The 26,100-nt window shown below is 71.6% G+C and carries 21 protein-coding genes; 6 read left to right on the forward strand and 15 right to left on the reverse strand.

Annotation, left to right across the window (positions count from 1 at the left end):
• Window positions 1-181 precede the first annotated feature (181 nt).
• The 4 genes from miaB (at window position 182) to ybeY (ending at window position 6,659) form a co-directional block, all read left to right on the forward strand.
• Window positions 182-1,534: a tRNA (N6-isopentenyl adenosine(37)-C2)-methylthiotransferase MiaB gene (gene miaB, locus H566_RS0103945; RefSeq protein WP_028310415.1), complete on the forward strand. Its 1,353-nt coding sequence runs from the start codon at window positions 182-184 to the stop codon at window positions 1,532-1,534.
• A 249-nt stretch (window positions 1,535-1,783) separates the two neighbouring features.
• Window positions 1,784-4,558 carry a zinc-dependent metalloprotease gene (locus H566_RS0103950; RefSeq protein ID WP_034410776.1) on the forward strand — a complete coding sequence of 925 codons (2,775 nt, stop codon included), beginning with the start codon at window positions 1,784-1,786 and terminating at the stop codon, window positions 4,556-4,558.
• A 95-nt stretch (window positions 4,559-4,653) separates the two neighbouring features.
• Entirely contained in the window at window positions 4,654-5,874 is a 1,221-nt protein-coding gene (locus H566_RS0103955) for a PhoH family protein (RefSeq protein WP_028310417.1), read from the forward strand.
• A gap of 167 nt (window positions 5,875-6,041) precedes the next feature.
• A complete protein-coding gene (ybeY, locus tag H566_RS22750; RefSeq protein ID WP_084544722.1) occupies window positions 6,042-6,659 on the forward strand; it encodes an rRNA maturation RNase YbeY in 618 nt (205 codons plus the stop codon).
• A gap of 112 nt (window positions 6,660-6,771) precedes the next feature.
• Here the strand turns inward: ybeY and lanM are convergent, their stop codons facing one another.
• The 4 genes from lanM to H566_RS0103980 form a co-directional block, all read right to left on the reverse strand.
• Window positions 6,772-7,179 (reverse strand): lanmodulin LanM, encoded by a 408-nt coding sequence (lanM, locus tag H566_RS0103965; RefSeq protein WP_028310418.1) that lies wholly within the window; start codon window positions 7,177-7,179, stop codon window positions 6,772-6,774.
• Window positions 7,180-7,298: 119 nt separating this feature from the next.
• A complete protein-coding gene (locus H566_RS22755; protein WP_051377972.1) occupies window positions 7,299-7,751 on the reverse strand; it encodes a c-type cytochrome in 453 nt (150 codons plus the stop codon).
• Window positions 7,732-8,373 carry a pentapeptide repeat-containing protein gene (locus H566_RS0103975; RefSeq protein ID WP_028310419.1) on the reverse strand — a complete coding sequence of 214 codons (642 nt, stop codon included), beginning with the start codon at window positions 8,371-8,373 and terminating at the stop codon, window positions 7,732-7,734. Before H566_RS0103975 ends, H566_RS22755 begins: the two co-directional genes overlap by 20 nt.
• The gene (locus H566_RS0103980) at window positions 8,370-10,268 is read right to left on the reverse strand and encodes a methanol/ethanol family PQQ-dependent dehydrogenase (protein ID WP_034410413.1); all 1,899 of its coding nucleotides are present in this window, start codon (window positions 10,266-10,268) and stop codon (window positions 8,370-8,372) included. Before H566_RS0103980 ends, H566_RS0103975 begins: the two co-directional genes overlap by 4 nt.
• 642 nt (window positions 10,269-10,910) lie before the next feature.
• Between H566_RS0103980 and H566_RS22760 the strand changes: the two genes are divergently transcribed.
• Together H566_RS22760 and H566_RS0103990 are read left to right on the forward strand one after the other, a co-directional pair.
• Window positions 10,911-12,344 (forward strand): sensor histidine kinase, encoded by a 1,434-nt coding sequence (locus H566_RS22760; protein ID WP_051377974.1) that lies wholly within the window; start codon window positions 10,911-10,913, stop codon window positions 12,342-12,344.
• Window positions 12,341-12,982, forward strand: a complete 642-nt coding sequence (locus H566_RS0103990; RefSeq protein ID WP_028310421.1) for a response regulator — start codon at window positions 12,341-12,343, stop codon at window positions 12,980-12,982. The genes H566_RS22760 and H566_RS0103990 overlap by 4 nt, the downstream gene beginning before the upstream one ends.
• Before the next feature lie 84 nt (window positions 12,983-13,066).
• Here H566_RS0103990 and H566_RS0103995 read toward each other — a convergent pair whose 3' ends face one another.
• From H566_RS0103995 to H566_RS0104045, 11 genes are all read right to left on the reverse strand, one after another.
• Window positions 13,067-14,236, reverse strand: coding sequence for a DUF2863 family protein (locus tag H566_RS0103995; protein ID WP_028310422.1), 1,170 nt, complete (start codon window positions 14,234-14,236; stop codon window positions 13,067-13,069).
• A 183-nt stretch (window positions 14,237-14,419) separates the two neighbouring features.
• On the reverse strand, window positions 14,420-15,283 hold the full coding sequence (locus H566_RS0104000) for an SDR family oxidoreductase (RefSeq protein WP_028310423.1): 864 nt from the start codon (window positions 15,281-15,283) through the stop codon (window positions 14,420-14,422).
• A gap of 186 nt (window positions 15,284-15,469) precedes the next feature.
• Complete coding sequence (locus tag H566_RS22765) at window positions 15,470-17,305, reverse strand: sensor histidine kinase (RefSeq protein WP_245591284.1); 1,836 nt, start codon at window positions 17,303-17,305, stop codon at window positions 15,470-15,472.
• Window positions 17,305-18,009, reverse strand: a complete 705-nt coding sequence (locus H566_RS0104010; RefSeq protein ID WP_028310424.1) for a response regulator — start codon at window positions 18,007-18,009, stop codon at window positions 17,305-17,307. Before H566_RS0104010 ends, H566_RS22765 begins: the two co-directional genes overlap by 1 nt.
• A gap of 137 nt (window positions 18,010-18,146) precedes the next feature.
• Window positions 18,147-18,959, reverse strand: coding sequence for an orotidine-5'-phosphate decarboxylase (pyrF, locus tag H566_RS0104015; protein WP_028310425.1), 813 nt, complete (start codon window positions 18,957-18,959; stop codon window positions 18,147-18,149).
• 142 nt (window positions 18,960-19,101) lie between these two features.
• On the reverse strand, window positions 19,102-19,299 hold the full coding sequence (locus tag H566_RS0104020) for a hypothetical protein (protein ID WP_028310426.1): 198 nt from the start codon (window positions 19,297-19,299) through the stop codon (window positions 19,102-19,104).
• A 152-nt stretch (window positions 19,300-19,451) separates the two neighbouring features.
• Entirely contained in the window at window positions 19,452-21,086 is a 1,635-nt protein-coding gene (gene groL / locus H566_RS0104025) for a chaperonin GroEL (RefSeq protein WP_028310427.1), read from the reverse strand.
• Between the two features lie 48 nt (window positions 21,087-21,134).
• Entirely contained in the window at window positions 21,135-21,425 is a 291-nt protein-coding gene (groES, locus tag H566_RS0104030) for a co-chaperone GroES (RefSeq protein ID WP_028310428.1), read from the reverse strand.
• Window positions 21,426-21,692: 267 nt separating this feature from the next.
• A complete protein-coding gene (locus tag H566_RS22770) occupies window positions 21,693-22,154 on the reverse strand; it encodes a (2Fe-2S)-binding protein (protein WP_034410418.1) in 462 nt (153 codons plus the stop codon).
• On the reverse strand, window positions 22,151-25,555 hold the full coding sequence (locus tag H566_RS0104040) for a molybdopterin cofactor-binding domain-containing protein (protein WP_084544724.1): 3,405 nt from the start codon (window positions 25,553-25,555) through the stop codon (window positions 22,151-22,153). Before H566_RS0104040 ends, H566_RS22770 begins: the two co-directional genes overlap by 4 nt.
• A 2-nt stretch (window positions 25,556-25,557) precedes the next feature.
• Complete coding sequence (locus H566_RS0104045; protein ID WP_028310430.1) at window positions 25,558-26,097, reverse strand: nucleoside deaminase; 540 nt, start codon at window positions 26,095-26,097, stop codon at window positions 25,558-25,560.
• Between the last annotated feature and the right edge of the window lie 3 nt (window positions 26,098-26,100).

A 26,100-nucleotide genomic window follows, 5' to 3' on the forward strand; every position in this document is an offset into this window, starting at 1 on the left:
GCCCGGCGCGCGCTCGACATGCGGACCGACAGGTCCGCGCCATGTCAGCAATGCAGCCTTGTTTATCCGCCGTTCGCCGGCGCCTTGCAAGCCTTTGCAGGCCATCGGCCCCGACCGTTTCAATTTCACTTCGCGGCATGAGCGCGCCACTGTCCTCCGCGCCGCCGCCCCGGATACCGACATGACCAAGAAGCTCTACATCCGCACCTTCGGCTGCCAGATGAACGACTACGACTCGGCCAAGATGGCCGACGTCCTCGGCGAGCACTACGCCGCGATGGCCGAGACCTGCGAGACCACCGACAACCCCGAGGAAGCCGACGTCATCCTGTTCAACACCTGCTCGGTGCGCGAGAAGGCGCAGGAAAAGGTGTTCAGCGACCTCGGCCGCGTGCGCGCGCTCAAGCAGGCGAATCCCGATCTCGTGATCGGCGTGGGCGGCTGCGTGGCGAGCCAGGAGGGCGAGGCGATCGTCGCGCGCGCGCCCTACGTGGACGTGGTGTTCGGTCCGCAGACGCTGCACCGCCTGCCCGAACTCATCTCGCGCAAGCGCGCGAGCGGCAAGGCGCAGGTCGACATCAGCTTTCCGGAGATCGAGAAGTTCGATCACCTGCCGCCCGCCCGCAAGGAAGGCCCGACCGCCTTCGTGTCGATCATGGAAGGCTGCTCGAAGTACTGCTCGTTCTGCGTCGTGCCCTACACGCGCGGCGAGGAAGTGTCGCGGCCGCTCGATGACGTGCTGGTCGAAGTCGCCGGCCTGGCCGACCAGGGCGTGAAGGAAGTGACGCTGCTCGGCCAGAACGTGAACGCCTATCGCGGCGCGATGGGCGACACGGCCGACATCGCCGACTTCGCGCTGTTGCTGGAGTACGTGGCCGAGATTCCGGGCATCGAGCGCATCCGCTATACGACCTCGCATCCGAAGGAATTCACGCAGCGGCTGATCGACGTGTACGGCCGCATCCCGCAGCTCGTGAGCCATCTGCATCTGCCGGTGCAGTCGGGCAGCGACCGCATCCTCATGGCGATGAAGCGCGGCTACTCGGCGCTGGAGTTCAAGAACATCATCCGGCGCCTGCGCGCGGTGCGGCCCGACCTGTCGCTGTCGAGCGATTTCATCGTCGGCTTTCCGGGCGAGACCGAGGCCGACTTCGCGCAGACGATGAAGCTCATCGACGACGTGCGCTTCGATTCGAGCTTCAGCTTCATCTACAGCAAGCGCCCGGGCACGCCGGCCGCGAGCCTCGAAGACGACACGCCGCACGAAACCAAGCTCGCGCGGCTGCAGAAGCTGCAGGCCACGATCGACGAGGAGGCGCGCCGCATCTCGGCCGCGATGGCGGGCACGGTGCAGCGCATCCTGGTCGAAGGCCCGAGCCGCCGCGATCCGAACGAGCTGATGGGCCGCACCGAGAACAACCGCATCGTCAACTTCGCCGGGCCGGCGCGGCTCATCGGGCAGATGGTGGAAGCGACGATCACCGAGGCCTATCCGCATTCGCTGCGCGGCGCTGTGGTGACGGGCGAGCATTGAGCGTCGCGCGCCGACCCGGCACCGCCCCGAGCCGGCAGCCGTTCGCGCGCGGCTGCCCGGCGCGCGAACGCGCAGGCACACTGCGCGACTCCTTCCCCCTGCGCTGCTGACGCCGTGACCCACGCCCTGCCTGCCTCCGCCCGTCCGACCCGCCTTGCGCGACTCGTCGCCGCCTTGATGCTGCCGTCGGTGCTCGCCGCCTGCGCGAGCACGCCCGACGGCACCGCGGCCTCCGCCGCGAAGCCGGCTGTGACTGCCACCCCGGCCGCGTCCGGCGCGGCACCGGCCGTCAAGCCCGCCGGCGGCGCGAGCCCGGCCAGCGGCGCGCCGGCAAGCGGCGGCACGCCTGCGAGCGGTGGTGCGCCTGCGGCAACCCCGTCCGCCGCCACACCGGCCGCTGGCGGCACGACGCCCGCCGCCGCCGGCGCGCCCCGCCCCTTCGCCGAAGTCATCAAGGACGCCAAGCGCATCGACGGCGTCTTCCCGCTCTGGCAGAAGGAGGACAAGGTCTGGATCGAACTCGCGCCCGCGCAGTTCGAACAGCACTTCATCCTCAGCATCTCGCGCACGCGCGGCCTCGGCGAACGCCGCCTCTACGGCAACTGGACGCTCCAGGACTACCTCGTTCGCTTCCACCGCGTCGGCAACGCGGTGCAGCTGGTGGCGACCGATCCGCGCTTCACCGCGCCCGACGGCACGCCGCTCGCGCGCGCGCTCGGCCAGAGCTTTGCCGAGAGCCTGCTCGGCGCCGGCACCGTGGCGAGCCAGCCCAAGGCCGAAGGCGGCGCGGTGCTGGTCGAGCTGAATCCGATCCTGCTGTCCGACATTCCCGGCGCGAGCACGCAGTTCGAGGCGCTCTACCGCCTGCCCTATGCCTTCGACCCGCGCAATTCGGTGTTCGGCAAGCTGCACGCCTCGGCCGAGCTGACGAGCATCGAGGTGGCCGCGCATTACGCGATCCCGCGCCTGCCCGCGCCGCCCGCCGGCCCGGTGCCGCCGGGCACGCAACTGCCCAGCACGCCGCGCAACCTGCCCGACGGCCGCAGCCTGGTGCTCGGCTACCTCTACAGCTTCGCGCCGCTGCCCGCGCAGCCGATGGCCACCCGCGCCGCCGACGACCGCGTCGGCCACTTCAACACCACGCGCTGGAACTTCGCCGACGACCCGACCGACGTGCGCCCGCCGCGCAAGTTCTTCGTCAACCGCTGGCGACTCGACAAGAAAGACCCGGCCGCCGCGCTGTCCGAGCCGGTCAAGCCCATCACCTTCTGGCTCGACCGCAACATCCCCGACCGCTACCGCGAGACCGTGATCGCCGGCGTGCTGGAGTGGAACAAGGCCTTCGAGCGCATCGGCTTCAAGGACGCGATCCGCGCCGAACTCGCGCCCGACAACCCCGACTTCGACCTCGCCGACAGCCGCCACGCCTCGATCCGCTGGTTCCTCGACACCGAGGAAGGCGCGCTCGCCATCGGCCCGAGCCGCGTCGATCCGCGCACCGGCGAAATCCTCGACGCCGACATCGCGGTCTCGCAGGGCTGGGTCAGCATCCCGCGCCGCTACGTGACCGAGCAGACGCCGCGCCAGCCCGGTGCCGCGGCCACCGGCGACGCCGCCAGCGCGCCCTGGACCCGCCTGCTGCGCGGCGAGCGCCATGAGCACGCCCCGCTGCCCGGCGGCTTCGGCGGCGCCCACGACGCGATGCTCTGCGAGCACGCCGACAGCGCCCTCGCCGAACTCGACTTCGCGCTCGAACTGGCCGCGCTGCGCGGCGAGATCGCGCCCGACAGCCCGGAGGCCGACGCGCTCGTCAAGCAGGTGCTCAAGGACGTGATCACCCACGAGGTCGGCCACACGCTCGGCCTGCGCCACAACTTCCGCGCCTCGACGATCCACAAGCTGGCCGACATCGAGAAGCCCGCCTACGCGCGCGAGCACCAGATTTCCGGCTCGGTCATGGACTACAACGCCTTCAACCTGCCGCTCGAAGGCGAGCCCTGGAGCGCGATCGCGATGACCGGCCTCGGCGCCTACGACTACTGGGCCATCGAGTACGCCTACAAGCCGCTGCCCGCCGACGACGAGGCGCGCCAGCTCGCCGACATCGCCGCGCGCGGCATCGCGCCCGAGCTGGCCTACGGCACCGACGAGGAAGCGTCGTCCTCGTTCAGCGGCGCCGACGGCTACGACCCCGAGGTCAACACGCGCGACCTCGGCAGCGATCCGCTCGAATTCGCGCGCCGGCGCATGAAGCTCACGCGCGAGCTGCTCGACCGGCTGCAACTCAAGACGCTCAAGCCCGGCGAGAGCTACGACGTGCTGCGCCGCAACGTGATCACCGGCATCGGCCAGCAGACCGGCGTGGCGCTGATCGCGGCCAAGTACGTCGGCGGCGTCGTGCATGTGCGCGACCACGCCGGCAGCGGCCGCAACCCGTACACGCCGGTGCCGGCGGCGCGCCAGCGCGAGGCGCTCGCCCTCGTGCGCGACGCGCTGTTCACGCCCAACGCCGGCGGGCTGAAGCCCGAGTTCGTCGCGCGGCTATCGCAGGACGGGCTGCTGCGCGGCTACGACTCGCCCGAGCCGCTGTCGCTCAACCAGGCGGCGCTGGTCGGCCAGCGCATGCTGCTCGACCGGCTCCTGTCCGACGGCGTCGCGCAACGGCTGATCGACGCGCCGCTCGCCTTGCCCGATCCGAAACAGGCGCTCGGCCTGGCCGAACTGCATGCGCGCCTGCAGGAAGCGATCTTCGCCGAGCTGGCCAGCGGCGCAGACATCCCGCAGCAGCGCCGCAACCTCCAGCGCGAATACCTGCGCCGCCTCGCCGATCCGCTCGTCAAGCCCTCGCCCGCGACGCCCGCCGACGTGCGCTCGGTCGCCCGCGCGAGCGCCATCGGCCTGCTCGGCAAGCTGCGCGGCGCGAAGCTCGCCGGCCTGTCGGCCGAGGCCCGCGCCCATGTGCAGGAAAGCGCCGAACTGCTCGACCTCGCGCTCAAGGCGCCGATCCTGCGCACGAGCTACTGACCGACACCACTTTTCCGCGACGGGCCGGCGCAGGCGCGCCACCCTCGCGTCATCGACCATCCTTCCCGGCGCCTCGCGCCCGACTGCCCGACCGAATGCGACTCAGCCTCGACCAGCTCGACAACCCCCGCCTCGCCGAACTCTGCGGCCCGCTCGACGAACACCTGCGCCAGATCGAAGCCGCGCTCGACATCACCGTGAGCCGGCGCGGCGCGCACTTCGACGTGCACGGCCGCCGCGCGCCCGAGGCCATCGAGCTGCTGCGCGGCCTCGCCGCGACGCGCGGGCGCATCGACATCGGCGTGGTGCAGCTCGCGCTCGTCGAGGCCGGCCATGCCGGCGACGGCGCGGCCGACGCCGGTGGCAATGACGACGCGCGCGGCGCCGGACGCGGCAAGCCAGGCGCCGCCGTGGCGGCGGGCGCCGGCATCGCCAGCCTGGAAACCGCCCGTGCCCGCTCGCGCCGCAAGTCCGCGCCCCGCACGATCGAGCCGGACGACGCCTCCAACGATGGCAGCGCCGACCTCGACTACCGCGAACTGCCCGCCGACGCCGATGGCGGCGACGACGCCCGGCACCGCCGCGCCCCCACCGACGACAACGGCGCGCCCGTCACCGCCCGCCTGCCCGGCCATCCGCTCGAAGAGCCGGCCAACCCGGTGCTGCGCACCCGACGCCACGACCTGCACGGCCGCACGCCGCGCCAGCGCGACTACCTGCGCGCCATCCTCAGCCACGACATCTCCTTCGGCGTCGGCCCGGCCGGCACGGGCAAGACCTATCTCGCCGTCGCCTGCGCGGTCGATGCGCTGGAGCGCGACGCCGTCCAGCGCGTGGTGCTCACGCGCCCGGCGGTCGAGGCCGGCGAGCGGCTCGGCTTCCTGCCCGGCGACCTCGCGCAGAAGGTCGATCCGTATCTGCGCCCGCTGTACGACGCGCTCTACGACCTGCTCGGCTTCGACAAGACCCTCAAGTTGCAGGAGCGCCAGGCCATCGAGATCGCGCCGCTCGCCTACATGCGCGGCCGCACGCTCAACAACGCCTTCGTCATCCTCGACGAGGCCCAGAACACCACGCCCGAGCAGATGAAGATGTTCCTGACGCGCATCGGCTTCGGCAGCAAGGCCGTGGTGACGGGCGACATCACCCAGGTCGATCTGCCGCGCGGCCATCGCAGCGGCCTCGCCGACGCGCTGGAGGTGCTCGACGGCGTGCGCGGCATCTCGTTCACGCGCTTCACCTCGGCCGACGTGGTGCGCCATCCGCTCGTGGGCCGCATCGTCGATGCCTACGAGCGCGCGTCGCAGCAGAACTGAGCCGGCCCGGTCGCTGCCGCCGACGCCAGCACCATCGCCGATACGACAGCCGCGCCACGCCCGCCCACCGCGCACCGAGCGCATCACGCCCGCCCCGGCGACGGGCGGCCCACAATCGCATCCTTGAACCTTTCGGCCCGCGCGCCGCCCCCTCACTCCGCAACGCCATGACCGACGCCGCCCCCGCCCTCCACCTCGCCGTGCAATACGTCCCGCCGCTGCGCGTGGAGGAACTGCCCGCGCGCGACCGCATCCGCCGCTGGGCCAAGGCCGCCGTCGCCGCCGGCCTCGAAGGCGAAGCGCGCGACTGCGTGTTCACCGTGCGCTTCGTCGGCGCCAAGGAAGGCCGTGCGCTCAACCGCGACCATCGCGGCCGCGACTACGCGACCAACGTGCTCACCTTCAACCTGCACGACCCCGACGACGACAGCGCTCCGGTCGAGGCCGACATCGTCGTCTGCGTGCCGGTGGTGGCGCGCGAGGCCAGCGGCCAGCGCAAGAGCTTCGAGCATCACTGCGCGCACATGGTCATCCACGCCGTGCTGCACGCCTGCGGCTACGAGCACGAGGAAGACGACGAGGCCGACGCGATGGAAGCGCTCGAAACCCGCATCCTCAGGCGCTTCCGCATCGCCGATCCCTACCAGCCGGTCGAGCCGCTGCTCAAGCCGAAGAAGGCGCGCAAGGCCGCCGACGCCGCCACGTCCGACACCCCGGCGGGCACCGCGCCAGAACCGGCCGCGAAGAAGCGCGCGGCAAAGAAGAAGGCGGCCGAAGCCGCCTGATTCCGCGCCGGGACCTCGATGCCGGCCGACTCGCGCGGAGCCGGCCCGCCGTCGCAATACGGGCCTGCGCAGTCCTCCGCCCACCGGGCCGGCGGTCGGCCCCGCGTCAGCATCACTTCACGAGCAGGCTCGCCAGCGCCTTGCCCGCCTTGGTCCCGAACTCGGCGTCGGACACCGTGCCGTCGTTGTCGGGATCGGCCGCCTTGAAGCGCAGCTCGACCAGCGCGAGGTACTCGGCCTTGTCGAGCTTGCCGTCGCGGTCGGGATCGACCGTCCCGAGTTCGGCCCGCGTGATCTTCACGGCCTCGAGTTCCTTCGCGTCGAGGGTGCCGTCCTGGTCGGGATCGAGCGCCGCGAAGCGCGCCTCGGCGGCTGTCCTCGCCTCCGCGAGGCTGACGGTGCCGTCGTTGTCGGGATCGAGTGCCTTGAGCAGCGCCGAGGGCGCGGCGAATGCCAGCCCCGCGCTACCGGCAACGACGAGCGCGGCGGCGCGGTGGATGAATCGGGTGCGTGCAGTCATGAAGGTCTCCTTCCGGTGAAGCAGAACCAACATGCCCCGCCCGACGGGCTGGCGCCAACCCGGCTCACCATGTCTTGCATGGCTCTCGCGGCGCCGGGTCGGACGGGCTCGACCGGCCGTCAGCGTCCGCGCGTCTCCAGCCAGCTGCGGATCGCCCAGATCTCGTCGCGCGGCAGCACGCCGTCCCAGGCCGGCATGTGCTCGATGCCGACGCGCTTCTTGCCGAGCAGCACCGACTCGAGGAAGTAGGCATCGTTGTCGCGCCGGCAGGTCTCGCGCAGCGGGCCGGGATCGAGCTTGCGGCAGTAGGCGTCGAGTCGCCGCAGGTCCGGCCCGCCGGCCGGGAAGGCCGCGGCATCGACGCCGTGGCAGCGCGCGCAGTTGGCGTTGAATGCCGCCTGCCCCGCCGCGATCGCGGCCGGGTCGCCGCGACGCGGGTTCTGCTCGACGGGCGCCCGCGCCGCATCGGCCAGACAGTCCATCGCCGCGCCGGCCAGCAGCGCCGCCGCGAGCGCGCCGCGCCAGCTCCACGCCAGCCCGCCGGCCCTCGCCTCATTCCGCCGGACAGCCATCGCAACCCTCGGTGAACGCATCGGGAAAGATCGTGAAGCGCAGCTTCGCGCCCGCCAGCCGCGCGCGGGCGAGGTTGGCGGCGTTGAACTTGGCTTCCTGCAGATCGGCGTCGCGCAGGTCGGCGCCGGTGAACCAGGCGTAGTGCGCGCGCACCGCCTCGAAATTGCTCGCGCGCAGGTCGGCCCCGCTGAAATCGGCGCGGAAGGCCCGCGCGAGTTCGAGGTTGGCGCCGACCAGCATCGTGCCGCGCAGCGACGCGCCCGACAGGTTGGCCATCTCCAGCCGCGCGCCGCTCAGGTCGGCGCCGTCGAGATTGGCGCCCGCCAGATTGGCGACGCGCAGGTCGGCCCGCGCCAGCTTCGCGCCGCGCAGGTCGGCGCCCGCGAGGTCGCGCGCCGACAGATCGGCATGGCGCAGATCGGCGCCGGCGCAGCGCGCATGCGGCCAGATGTGGCAGTCGCCGAAGACGAGCGGCGGGCGGAATTCCGCCGCGCCGTCATCGCCGGCAGCCGCCCCCGCCTGTACCACCGCGTGCCCGGCCGGCGACACGCCGTCGGTGACGGACGCCGCCGACGCCGGACCGGCCGCGAGCGCGACCAGCAAGGCAGTCGTCGCCCTCACTTGCCCGCCATGTCCTTCGGCAGCCTGAACACCCAGTACGAGCCGCCCTGCTGGAGCTGCTTGGTGAGCTGGGCCATGTCGCCGCCCCACAGCGGCACCGCGCCGCCGTAGCCGCTGTGGATGCCGACGTACTGCTCGCCGTCCTGTTCCCAGGTGATCGGCGCGGCGACGATGCCGGCGCCGGTGTTGAACTTCCACAGCTCCCTGCCCGTCTTCGCGTCCAGCGCCTTGAGATAGCCGTCGCCGGTGCCGGTGAAGATCAGTCCGCCCGCGGTCGCCAGCGTGCCGGCCCACATCGGGAACTTCTCCTTGTTCTTCCACAGCACCTTGCCGGTCTTCGGGTCGAGCGCCTCGATCACGCCGACGTGGTCGTCGAACAGCTTCTTGATGCGGAAGCCCTGGCCCAGATAGGCCGAGCCGGCCTTGTAGGTGACGTTCTCGGTCCAGTAGTCCTCGGCCCATTCGTTGCCGGCGATGTAGAACAGGCCGGTGTCGGGGCTGTAGGACATCGGGTTCCAGTTCTTCGCGCCGAGGAAGGGCGGCGAGATGAACCTGGCCTCGCCCTTCTCGGCGCCGTCCTTCGGCAGCGGCGGGCGCAGCGAGGGCTCGGCCTCGATCGGCTTGCCGGTCTTGACGTCGAAGCCACTGGCCCAGTTGATGCCATCCACGAAGGGGAAGGCCGCGAGCAGCGCCGTCGGCTTGTTGGGATAGCCGGCCCCGGTCGCGAGCTTGCTGCGGTCGGTCACGAAGAAGAAGCCGTTGCGGTCGGCATGCGCGCCGGCCTTGACCAGCTTGCCGGTGGCCGGATCGGTGTACTCGAACAGCACGATCTCGTTGTTGCCCGAGAAGTCCCAGGCGTCGTTGGGCGTGTGCTGGTAGAAGCCCTTCAGCTCGCCGGTCGAGGGATCGACATAGGCCTGGCCCGAGGTGAACAGGCTTTCCCAGTTGCGCGGGTCATCGCCCTTCTTCGTGCGGGCCCAGGTGTTCCAAGGCGCCGGATTGCCGGCGCCGACCACGATCATGTTGTTCTCGACATCGAAGGACGCCGACTGCCAGGGCGCGCCGCCGCCATGGCTCCAGGCCTCGACCTTGCCGGTGGGCGAGCTGGCGTCGTCGGGCCAGGACGGCGCCTTCGGGTCGCCGGTCGGCGTGCTGTCCTTGCCGTTGAGGCGCCCCATGTGGCCCTCGACGAAGGGGCGCATCCAGACCTCGTCGCCGGTATCCGGATCGCGCGCGTACAGCCGGCCGACCACGCCGAATTCATCGCCCGAGCTGCCGTGGATGAGCAGCACCCGGCCCGTGACCTTGTCCTTCACCAGCGTCGGCGCGCCGCTCATCGTGTAGCCGACCTTGTGGTCCTCGAACTTCTCCTTCCACACGACCTTGCCGGTGTCCTTGTCGAGGGCAACGATGCCCGCGTCGAGCGTGCCGAAGAACACCTTGTCGCCGTAGATCGCGGCGCCCCGGTTCACCACGTCGCAGCAGGGGCGGATGTCGTCGGGCAGTCGGTGCTCGTATTCCCACTTCTTCTGGCCGGTGCGGGCGTCGAGCGCGTAGATGCGCGAGTACGAGGCCGTCACGTACACCGTGCCGTCATGCACCAGGGCCTGGCCCTCCTGGCCGCGCTGCTTCTCGCCGCCGAAGCTGAAGCTCCAGGCCGGCGTCAGCCACCTGACCGTCTGCGCGTTCAGCTTCCTGAGCGGGCTGAAGCGCTGGGCCTTCACGCCCATGCCGTACTGGAGCACGTCGCCGGGGGTGGCCGCGTCGTTGGCGATGTCGTCCCAGGTCACCGGCTTGCCGGCGGCATGGGCCTGGGCGGCAAGGCCGGCGGCGATGGCGACAGTCAGCGCGCGCAGCGCATGGCCGGCGATACGGCGCGTCGTCGGGAAGGTCATTGGCTTGTCTCCGTTCTGGATATGGATTGGTGGCCCGCCTTTGCTCCGGCGGGCGTCAATCCAGTGTAGGAAACGCAATCGGCAATTCGCCCGGGACGACCTCCCGGCAAAGGCGGGAGTTTTTCCCGGGTGGCCAATGCAGGGCTCGCGCACACTGCGATTGCGCATGGGAGAAACGAATTGCCCGCGATCTGTTGCAGATTTGGGCAGTGCGCTTCTCCTACCTCCAGGGTCCGCGCCGACCCGATTCCAGGCGGTGGCCAGTGCCACCGCTTTTTTTTTGCGCGCGCGGCGTGGCATCGGCCAGACACCGCAGAAAGAGGGCGAATACGGCAAATGCCCACGGCAACGCATGCGTCGCCGGCACCGACATTTCGCCTTCGTGACCGCCGATTCGCGATTGCGGCAGTAATTGCGGGAATTCTTCCCGAGCGAATTGCGGGATTACCCGCTTGCACCACCGAACCCGATTGCGCGATCGAATCCCGCAATCTCGATTCCGGCAATCCCGGCCCATCGCCGGGCGGGAAGGATTCCCGACTTTTGCATTCCGGCCCGATTGCCCGGCATTTCGGTACGGCGATTGCGCCATTTCCCGCATCGTTTCAGCGGGAGACAGCAATGGGAGATTTGCGGCGACGATTGACCTGGCAGCTCGCGGGCTTTCACGCGGCGCTGCTGGCGGGCGTGCTGGCGGCGTCGGTGGTCAATCTCGATGCCGACGCGCGCGAGGAGCTGCGCGCGGCGAACGACCTGGCACGGGTGGTGGCGGCCGCCGCGCGGACAGACGCGCTGGCCGGCTTGCGCGCGGACACGCATGCCGCCACGCGGCCGGTCGGGGCGACCGGCCACGCCGACCACGCTGCCGCCGCCGTCCACGCCCGAAACACGCCGGGCCTCGCCGACCACCCGGCCGACCGGCCCCTGCCAGACCTGCTGGCCGACACCCGATCGCGCCATCTGGCGCTGCGCCTCGAACCCCGCACCGCGGACCACGACGCCGCGATCGCGGTCGGCGACCACCGCCTGCCCGCCGGCGACCATTGGCTCGTGCTGCGTCCCGACGGCGCCGGCGAGCGCGCCGAAAAGCTGCGCGACGCCGCGCGCCTGCTGCTGCCGCTGCTGCTCGTGTCGGTTGCCACCGTGCTGGCGGCACGCGCCGCCGTCGGCCGCGCGCTCATGCCGGTACGCGAACTCGTCGCCGGCCTCGCCCGGCTCGAACGCGGCGAACGCGCCGCCGTGCTGCCGCGCTTCGACCTGCCCGAATTCGCGCGCGTGGCCGAGGCGATCGACCGGCTCGCGCGCCACCTCGACACCGCCCGTGCCGCCGAGCAGCACCTGACCCGGCGCCTCATCGAGACCCAGGACGCCGAGCGCCGCGCCCTCGCGCGCGACCTGCACGACGAACTCGGGCAGTCGCTCACCGCCGTCGGCCTGGCCGCCGGCTATCTCGCGCGCCATCCCGACGCCGGCCCGGCCCGCGTGCGCGAATGCGCCGACGAGATCTCCGGCGAAGTGCGCCGCTTGCACGGCCAGCTGCGCTCGATGCTCGCGCGGCTGCGGCCGCACGGGCTGGAAGGGCTCGGCCTCGCCGCCGCGCTCGACGAGCTGGTCGAGGGCTTCGCGCGGCGGCCTCGGGGGCCGCGCATCACGCACCGGCTGCCGATGGTGCTGCCGCCGCTCGAACCGGCGGCGGCGCTGGCGCTGTTCCGGCTCGTGCAGGAGGCGCTCACGAACGTGCTGCGCCATGCCGGCGCGCGCCGGGTGAAGGTCGCGCTCGACGTGCGCGGCGATCTGGTCGAGGCCAGCGTCGAGGACGACGGCGGCGGCCGCGCCGAGCATGTGCTGCGCGCCGCCAGCAGCGGCGTGACCGGCATGCGCGAACGGCTGGCGATGGCGGGTGGCAGCCTCGGCCTGCTCGACCTCGCGCCGCGCGGGCTGAAGGTGATCGGACGGGTGCCGCGCGCGCCGGGCGACGCGGCGGCGGCCGGCGCGCCGGAGCGGACGCCGGCGTCCGTTGCCGTCGAGGCCGGCGTGATGGATGCCGCCGGCCCGCGCTCCGGAGCCGCATCGTGATCCGCCTGATGCTGGTCGACGACCACGCCGTCGTGCGCGCCGGCTACCGCCGTCTGCTCGACGCCGAAAGCTGGTGCCGTGTCGTCGCCGAAGCGGCCGACGGCGACGAGGCCTATGCGCGCCTGCTCGACGGCGGCATCGACGTGGCGATCGTGGACCTGTCGCTGCGCGGCGGCAGCGGCCTCGACGCGATCCGCCGCATGCTCGCGCGCGAGCCCGCGCTGCGCGTGCTGGTGCTGTCGATGCACGACGGCGCAAGCCATGCCACCCAGGCGCTGCGCGCCGGCGCGCTCGGCTACATGACCAAGCGCAGCGAGCCCGAGGCCATCTTCGATGCGATCCGGGGCGTGGCGCTCGGTCGCCGCATGCTCGCCGCCGAGATCGCGCAAACGCTTGCACGCGCCGCCATCGATGGCGACGACCTCGCGAGCCGGCTCACGCTGCGCGAGTTCGAGGTGCTGCGTCTGCTCGCCGCCGGCGAACCCTCGGCGCGCGTGGCCGACCTGCTGCACCTCAGCCCGAAGACCGTGCTCAACCACCTCTCGGCGATCCGCCAGAAGCTCGGCGCGCAGAGCGATCTGCACCTGTTCCGCATCGCCGCAAGCCACGGGCTGGTCGAGCCGGTGGCCGGCGGTTGAGGCGCGGCCGGCCGCGCCAATGAAAAAGGCGGCCGAAGCCGCCTCATCCGCGCCGGGTCAGGCCCGGCCCTGCCGCGAGCCGCCTCAATGCAGATGCATCGGCGCCGGCTCCGCGTCCTCGGGCAGCTCGGCGCGCACCAGCTCGCCGGTCGCGCTCGGGAACAGCGGGTCGCCGTACTCCTCGCTGAATTCGAGCGGAAAGCGGTGTTCGTGCTCGACGATGCGCGTCACGCCCAGGCCAGTGAGGAGGGCACGGATCTGCTCCGGGCCTTCGTCTAGATCGGTGTCGCTCAGCACCGGCCAGACCACGCCGTGGAAGATCTCCTCGCTGCGGCCGACCGTCAGGCCGATGCGGTACTCGATGAGCTGGCCCTCGTGGAAGGGGCCGAACGAGGCCGTCAGCCCGGCCGGCTCGGCATTGAGCATCGCGCCGAGAAACTCGACGCCCGAGCGCAGGTAGAAGGCACGCGCGGTCTGGTCCACGCGACGCAGCGTCGAGTAGTAGGCACCCGGCGGCATCAGCTCGAACTGGCAGCCGACCAGCATCGGCGCGAGCGCGCCGTGGCCCTGCTCGGCCCAGGCCTGCGCGCTGGCCTCGATGGTCACGTCCTCGCCCTGGTAAACGAACATGGCCGTGCCCTTGGGCACCGCGACCGCGCCGATCACGTAGCGCGCATCGCTCACGAAGTCGATGGCCTCGGGAATCTGGTCGGCGCGCGGCGCGTGGCGGCCCTCGCCGAGCGCCGCCGCGAACAGCGCGCGAGCGAGCGTGACTTCCTGGGCATAGGAGCCGGGCAACTGGTCGGGCGTGTAGAGACGGTCGGACAGCGCGATGCGCGCGCCGGGCGCGAACACATGGGCGCCGAGCTGGATGCGCAGCGCGTCGAGATCGGCGTCGCGCAGCTTGCCGCTCGGGATGCGGCCGCGCGACCACGCGAGCGCCGGCGCGAGGAAGAGCAGACAGTCGTGCTCGGCACCGTCATGCGCGAGGATGCCGCTCTCGACCGCGCACTCGACCGCGTCGGCCAGGATGTCGTAGGCGCGCGGATTGGTCTGGCTCAGGCGTTCGAGCGAATTCTCGATGGTGTGCATGCCCACGTTGGTGAGCAGCGGCTTGATCGCCTCGGCGAGGCGGGCGTCCCACCACTGGTCCTCGATGCGGCTGCCGGCGGCCGACGCGGCCGTGGCGAGGCGCACGAGAAGGCCGCTTCCACGGCCCGCGCCCGAACGGTCGTTGCGTCGTAAACGTCTCATGTCTCTGGGTCTCCGTTAGGGGCAAGGCATGGTAACCCAGCCCCTCCGGCCCGAAAGATCAGGCATTTACGGCCTTTCGCACGGGACGTGCGCTCCGGTATGGCGAGACCCGCGGCGCGACATCGCCCGCCTTGCCGCCGCCCCGCACGGCGCCGCGCGGGACCGACGACCGCAGCCGCCGGCTCAGCCGTTGACGACCTCGCCGCCATTCGGATGCAGCACCTGCCCGGTCATGTACGACGCCTGCGCCGACGCGAGGAACACGTAGCACGGCGCCACTTCCTCGGGCTGGCCGGGCCGGCCGAGCGGCACCTTCTTGCCGAACTCCGCCACCTGCTCCTCGCTGAACGTGGACGGAATGAGCGGCGTCCAGATCGGCCCCGGCGCGACCGCGTTCACGCGGATGCCGCGTTGCGCGAGCTGGCCCGCGAGCGAGCGCGTGAAGCCGACGATCGCGCCCTTGGTCGCCGCGTAGTCAACCAGGTGCGGGCTGCCGCGATAGGCCGTGACCGACGTCGTGTTGACGATCGCCGCGCCCTCCTTCAGATGCGGCAGCGCGGCGCGCGTGAGGTTGAACATGCCGAAGACGTTGGTGCGGAAGGTGTGCTCGACCTGATCGGCTGACACATCCTCGAAGCGTTCCTGCGGATGCTGCTCGGCGGCGTTGTTGACGAGGATGTCGAGCTGGCCGAAGGCGTCGATCGCGGTCTGCACCGCGTTCTCGGCCACGCCGGGCTGGCCGATGTCGCCGGCCACCAGCTCGCACTTGCCGCCCTCGGCGGCGCAGAGTGCGCGGGTTTCCTCGGCGTCGTTCTGCTCGTCGAGATAGGCGATCACCACTTTCGCGCCCTCGCGCGCGAAGGCCACCGCCACCGCGCGGCCGATGCCGCTGTCGCCGCCCGTGATGAGCGCGACCTTGTCCTTCAGCAGCCCGCTGCCGCCGACCTTGTCCTGGCCCAGCACGCGCGGCGGCGGCGTCATGTCGGCCTCGATGCCGGGCTGGCGCGGCTGGTGCTGGGGCGGGATGTCCTTCACTTCGTCCGGCATGAATCTCTCCTTCTGGACTGCCGCGCGATCGGGATCGGCGGCGGAGATTCAGGATGGGAAGGCGCCAGAGCGACGGCTGCCGGTCGGGCGCAGCACGCCGCGTGCGATTGCGCCGTCAGCCATGTCGGCGCGGCGGAAACGCATGTCGGTGCCGGACGGGACGGACAGGCATGCCGGTGCCGGCGTTCAGCCCGTCTCGAAGGCCGAGCGCAAGGTCACGCGCACGAGGCAGCCGGGCAGCCGGCGCTCGTCGTCGCTGGCGCCTTCGCGGAAGGCCGGCGCGCGCGGGTTGAAGCTGAGGATGACCTCGGCGCCATGCTGGGCCGCGATCTCGCGCACGATCGCGAGGCCCAGCCCCGAGCCGTCCTGGCCCGAGCCGAGCACGCGGTAGAAGCGCTCGAACACCAGCGGCCGCTCGTGCTCGGCCACGCCCGGGCCGGTGTCTTCCACTTCCAGCGTGACGAGGCCGCCGTTCGATTCGATGCGCACCGTCACCGCGCCGCCGCCGGGCGTGTAGCGCAGCGCGTTGTCCACGAGGTTCTTGACCAGCTCGGCCAGCATGATCGGCATGCCGAGCACGGGCACCGGCTCGTCGGGCGCCTCGAGGCCGAGGTCGATGCGCTTGTCGAGCGCGCGCTCGAACATGTCGCTCACCACGTCGCGCGCGAGGCCGACGAGTTCCACCGATTCGAGCGGCGGTGCCTGCACCGTCTGCGCCTCGGCGCGCGCGAGCGCGAGCAGCTGGTTGATGAGGCGGGTCGCGCGCTCGGTGCTGTCGGCCACGTTGTGCAGGCGGCGCCGCAGCTCGGCGGGGTCGTGCTCGCGCAGGGCCAGCTCGGCCTGGGTGCGCAGGCCGGCGAGCGGTGTCTTCATCTGGTGGGCTGCGTCGGCGATGAAACGGCGCTGGCGGCTGACGGTGGTGTCGAGCCGCGCGAGCAGGTCGTTGAACGACTCGATCAGCGGCAGCAGCTCCTCGGGCGCGTCATTGGGGTTGATCGGGCTGAGGTCGTCGGGCGCGCGGGCGCGGATGCGGCGCTGCAACTGGTTGAGCGGCAGGATGCCGCGCGACAGGCCGGCCCACACCAGCAGCACCGCGATCGGCAGGATGAGGAACTGCGGAAGGATCACGCCCTTGACGATCTCGCTGGCGAGCGCGGCGCGCTTTTCGAGCGTCTCGGCCACCTGCACGAGCACGGGCGCGTCGGCGGTTTCCTCCGCGCCGCCATACACGCTCGGGTCGAGATAGAGCGAGGCGACGCGCAGCTGGTCGTCGCCCATGGTCTCGGGCCGGAAACGGACGATGCCGCGCACGGTCATCTCGTCCTCCACCTGCACGCCGGGCGGGAACGGCGGCGGCAGGTCCTTGTTGCCGCTCAGCACCTGGCCGTCGGCGCTCCACACTTGGTAGTACACGCCGGCCGCGTCGTCGGCATGCAGGATTTCGCGCGCCGCCTCGGTGAAATCGAACACCATGCGAGCGTCGCGCACCTGCACCTGCTGCGCGAGCGTGCGCACGGTGGCTTCGAGCGCGCGGTCGAAGGGCGTGTTGGCGATGCTCTGCGCGACGAGATAGGTGACCGCGATCGACATCGGCCACAGCAGCAGCAGCGGCGCGAGCATCCAGTCGAGGATCTCGCCGAACAGCGAATACGGCGCCGCCTGGGGATGCGGGTCGGCCTCGTCGGCGGGCGACGGCGCGGGACGGACGAACACATCCTCGGGCATGCCGAGCGCCACCGGCGGCTGGGCGATCACCGCCGCGTAGGCACCGGTCACGCCGAGCGGATCGGCCGGCGGCGGGGCGGGATCGGGCTCGGGAGCATCGCCGTGCAGGCCCGCGCCATGCGAGGCCGCAGCGTGCGGGCCGGCACCGTGCAGGCTGGCACCGCCAGCCGACGCCGCGCCGCGCGCAGATGCCTGCGCCGCTTCGGCGTTCGCCGCCGGATCGCCGCCGACGGCAAGAATGGCGGCCTCGCCCGAGGTCGCGCGGCGCCAGACGCGGCGCCAGGAACGCTCGGTCATCAGGCGGCCGGCTGGGATTGCGGCGGCTCGGTCGGCTCGACCCACTTCTCGAGGCAGTAGCCGAGGCCGCGCACGGTGATGATGCGCACGCCGCCCGCCTCGATCTTCTTGCGCAGCCGGTGCACGTACACCTCGATCGCGTTGTTCGACACCTCTTCGCCCCATTCGCAGAGCTGATCGACGAACTGCTCCTTGCTCACGAGCCGGCCGGTGCGTTGCAGCAGCACTTCGAGAATGCCCAGCTCGCGCGCCGACAGTTCCAGCGGCTGTTCGTTGAGGTAGGCCATCCGCCCGACCGAGTCAAAGGAGAGCGGGCCGTGCTTGAGCAGCGTCGGACCGCCGCCCACGCCGCGCCGCACGAGGGCGCGCACGCGCGCTTCCAGCTCGCTCAGCGCGAAGGGCTTGGCCATGTAGTCGTCGGCGCCGAGGTCGAGGCCGCGCACGCGGTCTTCCACCGAATCGGCCGCCGTCAGGATGAGCACCGGCAGCCGCGAATTGCGCGCGCGCAGACGGCGCAGCACTTCGAGGCCGGGCATCTTGGGCAGGCCGAGGTCGAGGATGAGCAGGTCATAGCTCTGCGACGCGAGCACGGCGTCGGCCTGGGCGCCGTTCTTGAACACGTCCACCGCGAAGCCGCTCTGGCGCAGCGTCGATTGCAGGCCGTCGGCAAGGGTGTTGTCGTCTTCCGCGATGAGGATGCGCATGGCTTCGATCTCCCTGCTGTTTGTTGTGGGCGTGTGGGCCGGTGTCGAAAGGATCCGCAGCTGGCGCTCGGGGGCGGCGGGCCGGCGGCCGGGCGTCCGTGGACGGCACCGGCGGCCCGTCGCGCCGCGCGGCGGCGTCAGGTATTGGCGTCGTTGATCGCGTCGCGCGTGGCCTTGGCGGCGATGCGCGCGGCGGCACCGAAGTCTTCGCCCTTGCCCGCGTACAGGATGGCGCGCGAGCTGCTGATGATCATCCCCGTACCCCCCGCGGTGCGACCAGCCTTGACGGTGGCGATCACGTCGCCGCCTTGGGCGCCGATGCCCGGAATCAGCAGCGGCATGTCGCCGACGATCTCGCGCACCCTGGCCAGCTCGGCCGGGAAGGTCGCGCCCACGACGAGACCGCAGTTGCCGTTGGCATTCCACTTCTCGGCCACGAGTCGCGCGACGTGCTGGTAGAGCGGCTGGCCGCCGCAATCGAGGAATTGCAGATCGCTGCCGCCGGCATTCGAGGTGCGGCACAGGATGATCACGCCCTTGTCGGCATGGTCGGCATAGGGCTTGACCGAGTCGGCGCCAAGATAGGGATTGACCGTGACCGCGTCGGCCCGGTAGCGCTCGAAGGCTTCACGCGCGTAGTACTCGGCGGTGCTGCCGATGTCGCCGCGCTTGGCGTCGAGGATGACGGGGATGCCGGGGTGGGCGTTGTGGATGTAGTCGATCAGTTCTTCGAGCACCTCTTCGGCGCCCTGGGCGGCGAAGTGCGCGAACTGCGGCTTGAAGGCGCAGGCGTAATCGGCGGTGGCATCGACGATGACGCGGCAGAACTGGAACAGCGCGTCATTGCGCGGCAGGTGCGCGGGGATGCGGTGCGGGTCGGGATCGATGCCCACGCAGAGCATCGTGTTCGCATTGGTCCAGCGCGAGCGCAGGAGGGTGTTGAAACTCATGGGGCGGTTCCGGTCGCTTGCCAAACCCGCGAGTTTAGGCGGTTCGGCAGCGCTGCCCGTATTCGGGTGAGGCAGGACTCGCGCGCTCGGCGGCCGCCTCGCGGTCTTGCGCGCCGTCCGGCGGCAGACAGGCCGGCACCGTTCAGGCCACGCGCACGAGCCGCAGCGCGTCGAAGGGCCGGGGCGGCACGGCAGGCGTGGCGACCGCCCGGCCATTGAGTTCTCGCAGCGCGGCGAGCAGATCGGCCAGATCGACATGCGAGATCGGGCCCTGTCGCGCGTCGAGCATCTCGACCAGCGCAAGTGCCTGCTCGGCAAGCACGCGTTCCTGATGGGTCATCGGGTTCTCCGGTGAGCAAATGCCAGCCGCATTCAATCCCGGAAGCCGCGAAAGTTCCCGGCCCGAATGTAAAAAAAGCCCGCCGGGATAACCCGACGGGCCTTTTCGAGCACTGGCGCGCGCCGCTTGTGGCGTCGCGCGCCGGCTGGACATTACATGTCCATGCCCATGCCGCCCATGCCACCGGGCATGGCGGGCGCCGGCTTGTCTTCGGCCAGTTCGGCGACCATCGCATCGGTGGTCAGGATCAGACCGGCGACCGACGCGGCGTTCTGCAGCGCCGAGCGGGTGACCTTGGCCGGGTCCAGAACGCCCAGCTCGACGAGGTCGCCGTAGCTGCCGTTCGAGGCGTTGTAGCCGTAGTTGCCCGTGCCTTCGAGCACCTTGTTGATGACGACGCTGGGCTCGTCACCGGCGTTGGCGACGATCTGGCGCAGGGGCTCTTCGACCGACCGCAGGACGATCTTGATGCCGGCGTCCTGGTCGTGGTTGTCGCCCTTGATGTCCTTGACCGCGGCGCGGGCGCGCAGCAGCGCGACGCCGCCGCCAGGCACGACGCCTTCTTCGACAGCAGCACGGGTGGCGTGCAGCGCATCTTCGACGCGGGCCTTCTTTTCCTTCATTTCGACTTCGGTCGCGGCGCCGACGCGGATGACCGCAACACCGCCCGCCAGCTTGGCGACGCGCTCTTGCAGCTTTTCACGGTCGTAGTCGCTGGTCGACTCTTCGATCTGGGCGCGGATCTGCTTGACGCGCGCTTCGATGTTCTTGCCGTCGCCGTTGCCGTCGATGATCGTGGTGTTTTCCTTGCCGATCTCGACACGCTTGGCCTGGCCGAGGTCGTTCAGCGTGGCCTTTTCGAGCGTCAGGCCGACTTCTTCGGCGATGACCGCGCCGCCCGTCAGGATGGCGATGTCTTCGAGGATGGCCTTGCGACGGTCACCGAAGCCCGGCGCCTTGACGGCAACGGTCTTGAGGATGCCGCGGATGTTGTTCACCACCAGCGTGGCGAGCGCTTCGCCTTCGATGTCTTCCGCGATGATCAGCAGCGGACGACCGGCCTTGGCAACCTGTTCCAGCACCGGCAGCAGATCGCGGATGTTCGAGATCTTCTTGTCGTGCAGCAGGATGAAGGGGTTGTCGAGCGCGGCGATCTGCTTCTCGGGGTTGTTGATGAAGTACGGGGACAGGTAGCCGCGGTCGAACTGCATGCCCTCGACGACGTCGAGTTCGTTGTTCAGCGACTTGCCGTCTTCGACGGTGATGACGCCTTCCTTGCCGACCTTTTCCATCGCGTCGGCGATGATCTGGCCGATGTCGGTGTCGCTGTTGGCCGAGATCGAGCCGACCTGGGCGATTTCCTTCGACGTCGTGGTCGGCTTCGAGATGCTCTTCAGCTCGGTCACGATGGCGGCGACGGCCTTGTCGATGCCGCGCTTAAGGTCGGTCGGGTTGAAGCCGGCGGCCACGTACTTGAAGCCTTCGCGGACGATGGCTTGCGCCAGCACGGTCGCGGTCGTGGTGCCGTCACCGGCGTTGTCGCTGGTCTTGCTGGCGACTTCCTTCACGAGCTGGGCGCCCATGTTCTCGAACTTGTCCTTGAGTTCGATTTCCTTGGCGACCGACACGCCGTCCTTGGTCACGGTCGGGGCGCCGAACGAGCGCTCGAGCACGACGTTGCGACCCTTCGGGCCCAGGGTGACCTTGACCGCATTGGCCAGGACGTTGACACCGTTGACGATCTTCGCGCGGGCGTCGTCAGCGAACAGGACTTGCTTGGCTGCCATGTTTGATTACCTCTGAATTCGGGATGAACTGACTGGACCGAAGCGTGATTACGCTTCGACGACGGCGAAGAGGTCTTCCTCGCGCATGACCAGCACTTCCTTGCCGTCGATCTTGACGGTCTGGCCGGCGTACTTGCCGAACAGGACGCGGTCGCCGACCTTGACCTGCAGGGCGATGACTTCGCCCTTGTCGTTCTTCTTGCCCGGGCCGACGGCGAGGACTTCGCCCTGGTCCGGCTTCTCGGCAGCCGTATCCGGCAGGACGATGCCCGAGGCGGTCTTGGTTTCGTTGTCGAGGCGCTTGACGATCACGCGATCGTGCAGGGGACGAAGGTTCATTCGAATCGCTCCTTGAATGCTGTGGTGTTGGCCACTTCAGATGTGCTTGCCGGCGGCGCTCGACGCGCCTGCCGGCGGGTGCCCGCTCGGCGGCGGGCTTGGGAATGAGCCGCGTGACGGTCGGATTCGAGTCCGCGTCATGCGTTTAGCACTCACCCCCGGCGAGTGCTAATAATAGGGACGGGCCTCGCGCATTTCAAGGCGGGTCTGTGCCGGTTTTTTCGAGGCTGTGGCAATCGGCGATTTCGGGCGGTCGGGCCGCGATCTTCAGACCGGGCCGAACAGCCGGTCGACCGCGCGGCGGATGCCGCCGTAGCCGGTGCAGCGGCACAGGTTGCCGCCGCAGGCCGCGACCGCCGTCGCGGCGTCGGGCCGGGGCGTGCGGCCATGCAACCAGGTCAGCATCATCACGAAGCCGGGCGTGCAATAGCCGCATTGCAGGCCGCCGCAGTCGGCCAGCGCCGCGCGCACCGGCTCGCTGCAGGCGTCGGCGGCCACCGACTCGATCGTGCGGACCCGTCGGCCGGCGAGCTGCCAGGCCATGACCAGGCAGGCATTGACCGGCTCGTCGTCGAGCCAGACCAGGCAGGCGCCGCAGCGGCCGATATCGCAGCCGCGCTTGGTGCCGGTGTGGCCGAGGCGTTCGCGCAGCAGGTCGAGCAGGCGCTCGGAGGGTTCGCAGCTCAGCCGCACGGCCGCGCCGTCGAGGTGGAAGTCGATGTCGATCATGGCTGGGTGTCGAGATGGTCGAGCACGGCGTCGGGCTCGATCGGCAGGCGGGTGATGTCGAGCCCGATCGCGGCGCGGACGGCGTTCGCGATCGCCGGCACGGCGATGTTCACGCCGATCTCGCCGGCGCCGCGCGGGCCATGGTCGTCGCCGGGCATGAGGTTCTCGACCGCGATCAGCTCGCAGTCGGGCGCGTCGGCGAAACCCGGCACGAGATAGCCGTCGAGGTTGCGCGCGAGATAACGCCCGGCCCGCATCGGCAGCCGCTCGACGGTCGCGAGCCCCTGCCCCATGACCGCGCCGCCTTCCATCTGGCCGAGCAGGCCCTGCGCCGAGACGACCGGCCCGAGCGCCGCCGTCATGACGATGCGCCGCACCGCGACCGCGCCGGTCCAGCTGTCGACCTCGACCTCGGCAAGCGCGGCGCTGGCGCCGAACAGGTAGTGCGCGCCCGGCAGGTCGGTGGGCGTGAGTTCCTCCTCGACGACGACCTCGCAGACCGGCAGCGCGCCGGGCGCGGCGACGCGCGCGAGGTCGGCATAGCCGATCACGTGCCGGCCGCAGGCGTCGACGAGGCCGCCCGCGCCGGGCCTCGGCAGCGCCGCCGCGTCGGGCGCGAGCGCGCCGCCTTCGACCTGGCCGCCTTCGATCTGGCCGCCTTCGACCTGGCCGCCTTCCACCGCCGCGCCCCGAAGCGATCCGGCGTCGACCGCGCCGGCTTCGACCGCGAGCGCGCGCAGCCGCGCGACGAAGCCGGGCGCCGCCAGCTCGACCGCGCGGCGGACCATCGTCGTCGAGCGCGAGGCCGAGGCGGCGCCGGAATCGGGGCCGAGCGCCGTGTCGCCGAGCACCGGGCGCACATCGGACGGCGCGCAGCCGACGCCACGCGCGACTTCCGCGATGACCACGTCGAGCAGGTTCTGCCCCATCTCGACGAGCGTCGCGCGCAACTCGATGCGGCCATCGCCCGCGAGCGCGAGCGCGAGCCGCGCCCTGCCCGGCCCGCCGCGCCCGAAGGCGTCGCTGCGATGGACGAGCGCGAGGCCGACGCCCCGACGCCAGCGGGACGCAGGCACCGTCACCGGCATGCCGGTGGACCACGCCCGCCCGCCCGACACCTCGCCGGACGGCCGTGCCAGCCCCGCCGCGAGCGGATGCCGCGCGATCACGTCCAGCACGCGCGCCGGCCCGTCGAAGGGCGCGACGACCTGGCCGAGCGGCCCCGGCGCGTCGGCCGGCAGCAGGTTGCGGCGCCGGAACTCGACCGGATCGACGCCGGCCGCGCCCGCGAGCCGGTCGATCTGGCATTCGAGCGCGAACTGGGTCTGTACCGCGCCGAAGCCCCGGAAGGCGCCCGCGATGCCGTTGTTGGTGTAGGCCAGCCGCGCGTCGATGCCGACCGCGTCCCAGGCATAGGGCCCGACCGCATGCTCGGCCGCCGCGTCGAGCACCTCGGGGCCGTGGGTCGCGTAGGCGCCGGTGTCGGCGAGGATGTCGACGCGATGCAGGCGCAGCCGGCCGGCCGCGTCGCAGCCGCTGCGCATGCGGATGCGCATCGGATGGCGCTTGACACCGAGGTCGGTCGATTCGGCGCGCGACCAGCGCAGCCGCACCGCGCGGCCCGACTTCCAGGCCAGCAGCGCCGCGATCGGCTGCACCGTCAGCTCGTCCTTGCCGCCGTAGCTGCCGCCGACCGGCGAGCCGACCGCGCGCACGCGGGCCGGGTCGAGGCCGAGCATCGCGGCGATGACCTGGCGGTCGCGCTCGGGGTTCTGGCAGCCGAAGTAGAGCGCGAGTCCGCCGGCGCCGTCGGGCTCGGCGATGCCGCCTTCGGTTTCGAGATAGGCGTGCATCTGGCGCGGCGTGTCGTACACCTCGTCGATGACGAAGGCGCAGGCGGCCTCGGCCGCCGCGAGGTCGCCGCGCGCGTGATGCGCCGCGTGCAGCAGGTTGCCGCCGTCGTGCACGGCGGGCGCGTCGGCGGCGAGCGCGGCAGCCGCGTCGTCCACCACGGGCAGCGGCGCGTACTCGACGCGGATCAGCGCGAGCGCCGCGCGCGCGATGTCGGGCGTGTCGGCCGCGACCGCCGTGACCGGGTCGCCGATGCAGCGCACCTTGTCGTCGCACAGCGCCGGACGATCGACATGGCGCAGGCCGTAGCGCAGCGGGCCGGGCACGTCGGCGGCGGTCACGACCGCATGCACGCCGGGCAGCGCGCGCGCCGCCGACGTGTCGATCGCGACGATGCGCGCATGCGGATGCGGGCTGCCGAGAATGGCGCCGTGCAGCGCGCCCGGCGTGAGGCGGTCGCTCAGATAGCCGGCGCGGCCCGCGAGCTTGGCCTCGGCATCGGGGCGCGGCCGGCTGCGCGCCAGCAGGTCGGCGTGGCGGACGAGCTGGTGCGGGACGGCGAAGGAAGTGCCGGTTCCGGCTTCAGTGCCGCCATGGGCGCGAGCGGCGGCAGGGTTCCCGGCATTGCGATCCTCCGGCCCGGCGCCGACCGGATCGCCGTCCCCGGTCGTGGCCGGACGCGCGGCGTCGGCCGTCACCGCCCGCCCGAGATGCCCGAGCAGCAGCCTCACCGCCAGCCGCGCCCGCGCCGCGTCGCCGTCGAGATCGGCGCGCGCGGCGTCGAGCAGCGCGGCGCGCAGCCCCTCGCCCGCGCGCGCGACCGTCTCCACATCCGCGCCGGCCCGCGCGAGCCGGGCCTCGACGCGCGCAAGCCGCCGCGCCGGCAGGCCCGCCGCCGTCGCCGCGACGCGCCAGCCGCCCCGCCCGTCGCCGATGGCGCAGAACGCGAGCCGGCTCGGCGAGAAATCCGCGCGCAGCCCGACCTTCTCGAACACCGCCCACTCGCCCGCGCGCCGGGCCGCCACGCGCAGCGCGACGATCAGCGGCAGCACCGGCCGCGCGAGCACCTCCGCCAGCGGCAGGCAGCCGCCATCGGCCAGCTCGGCCTCGGCGTCGAGCGCGAGCAGCACAGCGAGCGTGTCGCCCTGGCGCCAGCCGACATTGCCGCCGAGCGTCGCGAGATGGCGCACGCCGGTCGCGCCGAGGCTCGCGCAGGCGCGCGCCAGCAGCGGCGCCTCGTCGCGCACGAGCGCATCGCGGCGCAAGGCTTCGAGCCGCGTCGCCGCGCCGATGCGCAGCACCGGGCCGTCGGGCGTCGCCAGTCTTGCAATCCCTTGCAAGGCCGCGAGGCCGGCGACCGCGACCAGCGGCAGCGGCGCCCGCGCGCCCTCGCCCCAGGCCAGTTGCAGCGCCGTGCCGCCGGCGATGAAGGCCGCGCCGGCCCCGAGCCGCGCGCGTGCCGCCTCGGCCTCGGCCGGCGTCGCCGGCAGGACGAAGCCGCCGGCCTCGTCCGCGATGCCGGCCGGGAGAAGTCCGCCGCTGTGCGCCATCGTCAGCGCGCCTGCCAGAAGCGGGCGTGCATCGCGACGATCGCGGGCAGCGCCTCGGGCACCGGGCCGATCACCTCGACCGGCTTCTGGCCGTGCGCGAACACCGTGCGCGCCGGTAGGTCCATGGTCGGGTTCTCGGCGTGGTTGCCGGTGTGGCCGAGCAGTTCGCGCTCGGTCATGCCGAACACGACGCGGCCGATGTTGGCCCAGTAGGCGGTGCCGGCGCACATGCAGCACGGCTCCACCGAGGTGTAGAGCGTGCAGCGCCAGAGGTAGTCGGGCGTGAAGTTGGTGGCCGCCACGCGCGCGAGCGTCGATTCGGCATGGTTGACCGTGTCGATGTTGCATTGCTCCAGCAGCACGGTCTCGTGGTCGGGCGCGACGAGGATGGCGCCGAACGGATGGTGGCCGAGCGCAAGCGCGCGTTCGGCCACGGCATTGCAGCGCGCGAGGTGGCGCAGGATCTGCCCGGGGCTCGGCGCGCTGCGGTCGGCCGGCGGCGCGGCGGTTGCGGCACCGTCGTCGGCGGCGGGCGAAGGCATCGC

It is taken from the genome of Derxia gummosa DSM 723, assembly GCF_000482785.1.
In the GTDB taxonomy this organism is placed as follows: Bacteria; Pseudomonadota; Gammaproteobacteria; order Burkholderiales; family Burkholderiaceae_E; genus Derxia; species Derxia gummosa.

Coding starts and splice junctions, on each gene's coding strand:
- H566_RS0104020 (WP_028310426.1), bottom strand. CDS start 19,299: ATGACCCATCAGGAACGCGTGCTTGCCGAGCAGGCACTTGCGCTGGTC.
- miaB (WP_028310415.1), top strand. CDS start 182: ATGACCAAGAAGCTCTACATCCGCACCTTCGGCTGCCAGATGAACGAC.
- H566_RS0103980 (WP_034410413.1), bottom strand. CDS start 10,268: ATGACCTTCCCGACGACGCGCCGTATCGCCGGCCATGCGCTGCGCGCG.
- H566_RS0104010 (WP_028310424.1), bottom strand. CDS start 18,009: ATGCGCATCCTCATCGCGGAAGACGACAACACCCTTGCCGACGGCCTG.
- groES (WP_028310428.1), bottom strand. CDS start 21,425: ATGAACCTTCGTCCCCTGCACGATCGCGTGATCGTCAAGCGCCTCGAC.
- H566_RS22755 (WP_051377972.1), bottom strand. CDS start 7,751: ATGGCTGTCCGGCGGAATGAGGCGAGGGCCGGCGGGCTGGCGTGGAGC.
- H566_RS0104045 (WP_028310430.1), bottom strand. CDS start 26,097: ATGCCTTCGCCCGCCGCCGACGACGGTGCCGCAACCGCCGCGCCGCCG.
- H566_RS22770 (WP_034410418.1), bottom strand. CDS start 22,154: ATGATCGACATCGACTTCCACCTCGACGGCGCGGCCGTGCGGCTGAGC.
- H566_RS22765 (WP_245591284.1), bottom strand. CDS start 17,305: ATGACCGAGCGTTCCTGGCGCCGCGTCTGGCGCCGCGCGACCTCGGGC.
- groL (WP_028310427.1), bottom strand. CDS start 21,086: ATGGCAGCCAAGCAAGTCCTGTTCGCTGACGACGCCCGCGCGAAGATC.
- H566_RS0103995 (WP_028310422.1), bottom strand. CDS start 14,236: ATGAGACGTTTACGACGCAACGACCGTTCGGGCGCGGGCCGTGGAAGC.
- H566_RS0104040 (WP_084544724.1), bottom strand. CDS start 25,555: ATGGCGCACAGCGGCGGACTTCTCCCGGCCGGCATCGCGGACGAGGCC.
- lanM (WP_028310418.1), bottom strand. CDS start 7,179: ATGACTGCACGCACCCGATTCATCCACCGCGCCGCCGCGCTCGTCGTT.
- ybeY (WP_084544722.1), top strand. CDS start 6,042: ATGACCGACGCCGCCCCCGCCCTCCACCTCGCCGTGCAATACGTCCCG.
- H566_RS0104000 (WP_028310423.1), bottom strand. CDS start 15,283: ATGCCGGACGAAGTGAAGGACATCCCGCCCCAGCACCAGCCGCGCCAG.
- pyrF (WP_028310425.1), bottom strand. CDS start 18,959: ATGAGTTTCAACACCCTCCTGCGCTCGCGCTGGACCAATGCGAACACG.
- H566_RS0103955 (WP_028310417.1), top strand. CDS start 4,654: ATGCGACTCAGCCTCGACCAGCTCGACAACCCCCGCCTCGCCGAACTC.